General features: G+C 58.9%; 2 protein-coding genes and 2 rRNA genes (1 of these 4 cut by a window edge). All 4 read left to right on the top strand.

The annotated features are described in order from the left end of the window. Positions 1 to 2,856 (top strand): 23S ribosomal RNA (locus tag ACI766_RS29040) (it extends 35 nt beyond the left edge of the window). A 143-nt stretch (positions 2,857 to 2,999) separates the two neighbouring features. Next, positions 3,000 to 3,115 (top strand): 5S ribosomal RNA (rrf, locus tag ACI766_RS29035). Positions 3,116 to 3,518: 403 nt separating this feature from the next. Further along, positions 3,519 to 4,490 (top strand): phosphate ABC transporter substrate-binding protein PstS, encoded by a 972-nt coding sequence (gene pstS, locus ACI766_RS29030; protein WP_003096673.1) that lies wholly within the window; start codon positions 3,519 to 3,521, stop codon positions 4,488 to 4,490. A 422-nt stretch (positions 4,491 to 4,912) separates the two neighbouring features. Beyond that, positions 4,913 to 6,946 carry an ABC transporter permease subunit gene (locus tag ACI766_RS29025; protein WP_003121319.1) on the top strand — a complete coding sequence of 678 codons (2,034 nt, stop codon included), beginning with the start codon at positions 4,913 to 4,915 and terminating at the stop codon, positions 6,944 to 6,946. The last annotated feature ends 10 nt before the right edge of the window (positions 6,947 to 6,956 follow it).

Here is a 6,956-nt window from a genome sequence, read left to right as displayed (position 1 = left end):
GCAGTCAGAGGCGATGAAAGACGTGGTAGCCTGCGAAAAGCTTCGGGGAGTCGGCAAACAGACTTTGATCCGGAGATCTCTGAATGGGGGAACCCACCTAGGATAACCTAGGTATCTTGTACTGAATCCATAGGTGCAAGAGGCGAACCAGGGGAACTGAAACATCTAAGTACCCTGAGGAAAAGAAATCAACCGAGATTCCCTTAGTAGTGGCGAGCGAACGGGGATTAGCCCTTAAGCTTCATTGATTTTAGCGGAACGCTCTGGAAAGTGCGGCCATAGTGGGTGATAGCCCCGTACGCGAAAGGATCTTTGAAGTGAAATCGAGTAGGACGGAGCACGAGAAACTTTGTCTGAACATGGGGGGACCATCCTCCAAGGCTAAATACTACTGACTGACCGATAGTGAACCAGTACCGTGAGGGAAAGGCGAAAAGAACCCCGGAGAGGGGAGTGAAATAGAACCTGAAACCGTATGCGTACAAGCAGTGGGAGCCTACTTGTTAGGTGACTGCGTACCTTTTGTATAATGGGTCAGCGACTTATATTCAGTGGCAAGCTTAACCGTATAGGGTAGGCGTAGCGAAAGCGAGTCTTAATAGGGCGTTTAGTCGCTGGGTATAGACCCGAAACCGGGCGATCTATCCATGAGCAGGTTGAAGGTTAGGTAACACTGACTGGAGGACCGAACCCACTCCCGTTGAAAAGGTAGGGGATGACTTGTGGATCGGAGTGAAAGGCTAATCAAGCTCGGAGATAGCTGGTTCTCCTCGAAAGCTATTTAGGTAGCGCCTCATGTATCACTCTGGGGGGTAGAGCACTGTTTCGGCTAGGGGGTCATCCCGACTTACCAAACCGATGCAAACTCCGAATACCCAGAAGTGCCGAGCATGGGAGACACACGGCGGGTGCTAACGTCCGTCGTGAAAAGGGAAACAACCCAGACCGCCAGCTAAGGTCCCAAAGTTGTGGTTAAGTGGTAAACGATGTGGGAAGGCTTAGACAGCTAGGAGGTTGGCTTAGAAGCAGCCATCCTTTAAAGAAAGCGTAATAGCTCACTAGTCGAGTCGGCCTGCGCGGAAGATGTAACGGGGCTCAAACCACACACCGAAGCTGCGGGTGTCACGTAAGTGACGCGGTAGAGGAGCGTTCTGTAAGCCTGTGAAGGTGAGTTGAGAAGCTTGCTGGAGGTATCAGAAGTGCGAATGCTGACATGAGTAACGACAATGGGTGTGAAAAACACCCACGCCGAAAGACCAAGGGTTCCTGCGCAACGTTAATCGACGCAGGGTTAGTCGGTTCCTAAGGCGAGGCTGAAAAGCGTAGTCGATGGGAAACAGGTTAATATTCCTGTACTTCTGGTTACTGCGATGGAGGGACGGAGAAGGCTAGGCCAGCTTGGCGTTGGTTGTCCAAGTTTAAGGTGGTAGGCTGAAATCTTAGGTAAATCCGGGGTTTCAAGGCCGAGAGCTGATGACGAGTTGTCTTTTAGATGACGAAGTGGTTGATGCCATGCTTCCAAGAAAAGCTTCTAAGCTTCAGGTAACCAGGAACCGTACCCCAAACCGACACAGGTGGTCGGGTAGAGAATACCAAGGCGCTTGAGAGAACTCGGGTGAAGGAACTAGGCAAAATGGCACCGTAACTTCGGGAGAAGGTGCGCCGGCTAGGGTGAAGGATTTACTCCGTAAGCTCTGGCTGGTCGAAGATACCAGGCCGCTGCGACTGTTTATTAAAAACACAGCACTCTGCAAACACGAAAGTGGACGTATAGGGTGTGACGCCTGCCCGGTGCCGGAAGGTTAATTGATGGGGTTAGCGCAAGCGAAGCTCTTGATCGAAGCCCCGGTAAACGGCGGCCGTAACTATAACGGTCCTAAGGTAGCGAAATTCCTTGTCGGGTAAGTTCCGACCTGCACGAATGGCGTAACGATGGCGGCGCTGTCTCCACCCGAGACTCAGTGAAATTGAAATCGCTGTGAAGATGCAGTGTATCCGCGGCTAGACGGAAAGACCCCGTGAACCTTTACTGTAGCTTTGCACTGGACTTTGAGCCTGCTTGTGTAGGATAGGTGGGAGGCTTTGAAGCGTGGACGCCAGTTCGCGTGGAGCCATCCTTGAAATACCACCCTGGCATGCTTGAGGTTCTAACTCTGGTCCGTGATCCGGATCGAGGACAGTGTATGGTGGGCAGTTTGACTGGGGCGGTCTCCTCCTAAAGAGTAACGGAGGAGTACGAAGGTGCGCTCAGACCGGTCGGAAATCGGTCGCAGAGTATAAAGGCAAAAGCGCGCTTGACTGCGAGACAGACACGTCGAGCAGGTACGAAAGTAGGTCTTAGTGATCCGGTGGTTCTGTATGGAAGGGCCATCGCTCAACGGATAAAAGGTACTCCGGGGATAACAGGCTGATACCGCCCAAGAGTTCATATCGACGGCGGTGTTTGGCACCTCGATGTCGGCTCATCACATCCTGGGGCTGAAGCCGGTCCCAAGGGTATGGCTGTTCGCCATTTAAAGTGGTACGCGAGCTGGGTTTAGAACGTCGTGAGACAGTTCGGTCCCTATCTGCCGTGGACGTTTGAGATTTGAGAGGGGCTGCTCCTAGTACGAGAGGACCGGAGTGGACGAACCTCTGGTGTTCCGGTTGTCACGCCAGTGGCATTGCCGGGTAGCTATGTTCGGAAAAGATAACCGCTGAAAGCATCTAAGCGGGAAACTTGCCTCAAGATGAGATCTCACTGGGAACTTGATTCCCCTGAAGGGCCGTCGAAGACTACGACGTTGATAGGCTGGGTGTGTAAGCGTTGTGAGGCGTTGAGCTAACCAGTACTAATTGCCCGTGAGGCTTGACCATATAACACCCAAACAATCTGACGATTGTGTGTTGTAAGGTGAAGTCGACGAACCGAAAGTTCGCATGAACCGCAAACACCTTGAAATCACATACCTGAATCCGGATAGACGTAAGCCCAAGCGAACGGATATCCAACCGAATTGCTTGACGATCATAGAGCGTTGGAACCACCTGATCCCTTCCCGAACTCAGAAGTGAAACGACGCATCGCCGATGGTAGTGTGGGGTCTCCCCATGTGAGAGTAGGTCATCGTCAAGCTCCTATCCCAAAACCCCTGGTCAGCGATGACCAGGGGTTTTGCTTTTGCGCGCGGAAAAAGGCGTGCTTCCTCGCTTCTTTTCTCGACTGCGAATGCCGGCGGCGACTGTCACAATTGCCCTGGAAACTACCCATCCTGCATGAAACGGATGGACGGCTACCTCCCCCAGGCGGATCGAAAACGCGCTCCAGAGGGCCTCCCGGGCCCCTCCGTGAAAGGCTGGAGCCCTTGTGTTTCCAGGCTTTTAGGGGTGTGGCAGGGCTTCTCCCAAGGCTTGCGGAAAAATGTCGGAAGGCTGATGGCATTTCATCCAACTGTCACATTCCTTTCATAGAGTCTTCATGCGGCCTGACGATACTGGCCCCCGTTCCATCCAACCCCATCCTGTCCAAGGAGCAAGGCATGAAACTCAAGCGTTTGATGGCGGCCCTGACGTTCGTCGCCGCAGGCGTAGGCGCCGCTTCCGCGGTAGCCGCGATCGACCCGGCGCTGCCGGAATATCAGAAAGCCAGCGGTGTGTCGGGCAACCTGTCGAGCGTCGGCTCCGACACTCTGGCCAACCTGATGACCATGTGGGCCGAGGAGTACAAGCGCCTCTATCCGAACGTGAACATCCAGATCCAGGCTGCCGGTTCTTCCACCGCGCCGCCGGCCCTGACCGAAGGCACCGCCAACCTGGGCCCGATGAGCCGCAAGATGAAGGACGTCGAGCTGCAGGCTTTCGAGCAGAAGTACGGCTATAAGCCGACCGCCGTCCCGGTCGCTGTCGACGCCCTGGCGATCTTCGTGCACAAGGACAACCCGATCAAAGGCCTGACCATGCAGCAGGTCGATGCGATCTTCTCCGCTACCCGCCTGTGTGGCAGCAAGCAGGACGTGAAGACCTGGGGCGACCTGGGCCTGACCGGTGACTGGGCGAAGAAGCCGGTGCAACTGTTCGGCCGCAACTCGGTTTCCGGCACCTACGGCTACTTCAAGGAAGAAGCCCTGTGCAAAGGCGACTTCCGTCCGAACGTCAACGAGCAGCCGGGTTCGGCTTCCGTGGTGCAGTCGGTCAGCCAGTCGCTGAACGGCATCGGCTACTCCGGTATCGGCTACAAGACCGCCAGCGTGAAGACCGTGGCCCTGGCCAAGAAGGAAGGCGCTGCCTTCGTCGAGGACAACGAGCAGAACGCCCTGAACGGCACCTATCCGCTGTCGCGCTTCCTCTACGTCTACGTGAACAAGGCGCCGAACAAGCCGCTGGACCCGCTGGAGGCTCAGTTCCTCAAGCTGGTTCTGTCCAAGACCGGCCAGCAGGTCGTGGTCAAGGACGGCTACATCCCGCTGCCGGCCAAGGTGGCCGAGAAGGCGATCAAGGAACTGGGCCTGTAATCCAGTGACTTGAGCGGATGGCCCAGCGATGGGCCGTCCAGGCATGAAGGCTCTGCCGGCGGGCGCTAGGATCCGCCGGCCTTTCCCGCCAGCGAGGCTCTGCTGGCGGGCTTTGTTGCGTCATGTTGCTGTCATCTGTCTGTCATACAGAGCCTTTAGGGTGTCACCCCATGAACGACATGGCCAACTCCCCGATGAACTCCTCCCTTGCTCCCGAGCGGATTGACTTCAATACGCCAGCCCTGCAACGCAAGCGCCGCATCCGTGCCATCAAGGACCGCCTGACCCGCTGGTACGTGCTGGTCGGCGGCCTGGCCGTGCTGGCGGCGATCACCCTGATCTTCTTCTACCTGGCCTACGTCGTGCTCCCCCTGTTCCGCGGCGCCGACCTGGAGACCCGCGAAGCGCTGACTCCGGCCTGGATGCAGCAGGCGCAGGTGCCCCTGCTGCTCAGCATCGAGGAGCAGAACCAGGTGGCCATGCGCGTCGGCGGCCAGGGCGAGATTCTCTTCTTCAACGCCAAGACCGGTGTCGAACTGAAGCGTGTCGCTCTGCCGCTTCCGGCGGGCAGCGAGATCCGCTCGATCGCCCAGGACCAGCCGGGCAGCCCGACGGTCGCCCTGGGCCTGTCCAACGGACAGGTGCTGGTGTTCCAGCACACCTACAAGGTCACCTACCCGGACAACAAGAAGACCATCACCCCGGAGATCGCCTTCCCCTACGGCGAGACCCCGATCGGTCTCGATCCGCAGGGCCGCCCGCTGGAGCATGTGAGCATCAATGCCGGCGACGACAGCCTGCTGCTGGCTGGCTCCGTCGACAAGCAACTGCTGCTGTTGAGCATGACTCGGGAAGAGAACATGCTGACCGGCGAAAGCACGCTGGACGAGGAGCGCATCGAACTCCCGCAGATCGCCGAACCGGTGAAAGCCATCTACCTCGACCCGCGCAAGCAGTGGCTGTACGTGATCAACGGACGTGCCACCGCCGATGTGTTCGACCTGCACAGCCGCCAGTTGAACGGTCGCTACAAGCTGCTGGAAGACCCCAACGCCGAGGTCACCGCGAGCACCCAGCTGCTGGGCGGCATCTCGCTGCTGGTGGGCGACTCCAAGGGTGGCATAGCCCAGTGGTTCATGGCTCGCGATACCGACGGCGAACCGCGCCTGTCGCACGTTCGCGACTTCAATCTGGATGGCGCGCCGATCAGCGCCATCGCTCCGGAACAACGGCGCAAGGGCTTCATCGCCCTGGACGAGAAGGGCAACCTCGGCGTCTTCCACAGCACCGCGCACCGTACCCTGCTGGTCCAGCCGGTCGCCGACTCTTCCGGGGTCATCACCCTGTCGCCGCGGGCCAACCGCCTGCTGCTGGAGCAGGGTGGCAAGATCCACCGCTTCGCCCTGAGCAACCCGCACCCGGAAATCTCCTGGAGCGCGCTCTGGGGCAAGGTCTGGTACGAGAGCTACGACAAGCCGGCCTACGTCTGGCAGTCCACCGCCGCGACCACCGACTTCGAACCGAAGCTGAGCCTCTCGCCGCTGACCTTCGGCACGCTCAAGGCCGCCTTCTACGCGATGATCCTGGCAGCTCCGCTGGCCATCGCGGCCGCCGTCTACACCGCCTATTTCATGGCTCCGGCGATGCGCCGCAAGGTCAAGCCGGTGATCGAGCTGATGGAGGCGCTGCCGACGGTGATCCTCGGCTTCTTCGCCGGCCTGTTCCTGGCGCCCTACGTCGAAGGCCACCTGCCGGGTGTGTTCAGCCTGCTGTTGCTGACGCCGCTGGGCATCCTTCTTGCCGGCCTGCTCTGGAGTCGCCTGCCCGAGCGTATCCGTCTGAGCCTGCCGGCCGGCTGGGAAGCCGCGCTGCTGATCCCGGTGGTGCTTGCCGTCGGCGCCTTCGCCCTGTGGCTGAGCCCGCACCTGGAGACCACCTTCTTCGGCGGCGACATGCGCCTCTGGCTGAGCCACGACCTGGGCATCACCTACGACCAGCGCAATGCCCTGATCGTCGGGCTGGCAATGGGCTTCGCGGTGATCCCGAATATCTTCTCGATCGCCGAGGACGCCATCTTCAGCGTGCCGCGCAGCCTCACCTACGGCTCCCTGGCACTGGGCGCCACGCCCTGGCAGACGCTGACCCGCGTGGTGATCCTGACCGCCAGTCCAGGCATCTTCTCGGCGCTGATGATCGGCATGGGCCGCGCCGTCGGCGAGACCATGATCGTGCTGATGGCGACCGGCAATACCCCGGTGATGGAAGTGAATATCTTCGAGGGGATGCGCACCCTGGCGGCCAACGTCGCGGTGGAGATGCCCGAGTCGGAGGTCGGCGGCAGCCACTACCGCGTGCTGTTCCTCTCGGCGCTGGTACTGCTGACGTTCACCTTCGTGATGAACACCCTGGCAGAGCTGATCCGTCAGCGTCTGCGCAAGAAATACGCGTCGTTGTAAGCGGCGGAGG

Source organism: Pseudomonas sp. DL (assembly GCF_047199225.1).
GTDB lineage: Bacteria > Pseudomonadota > Gammaproteobacteria > Pseudomonadales > Pseudomonadaceae > Pseudomonas > Pseudomonas aeruginosa.
Note: the sequence above shows the minus strand (reverse complement) of the source record. Positions and strands in the feature narration are given on the sequence as shown.

What these genes read in the sequence shown, in the direction of transcription:
- pstS (WP_003096673.1), top strand. Translation starts at nt 3,519, where the DNA reads ATGAAACTCAAGCGTTTGATGGCGGCCCTGACGTTCGTCGCCGCAGGC.
- ACI766_RS29025 (WP_003121319.1), top strand. Translation starts at nt 4,913, where the DNA reads ATGCAGCAGGCGCAGGTGCCCCTGCTGCTCAGCATCGAGGAGCAGAAC.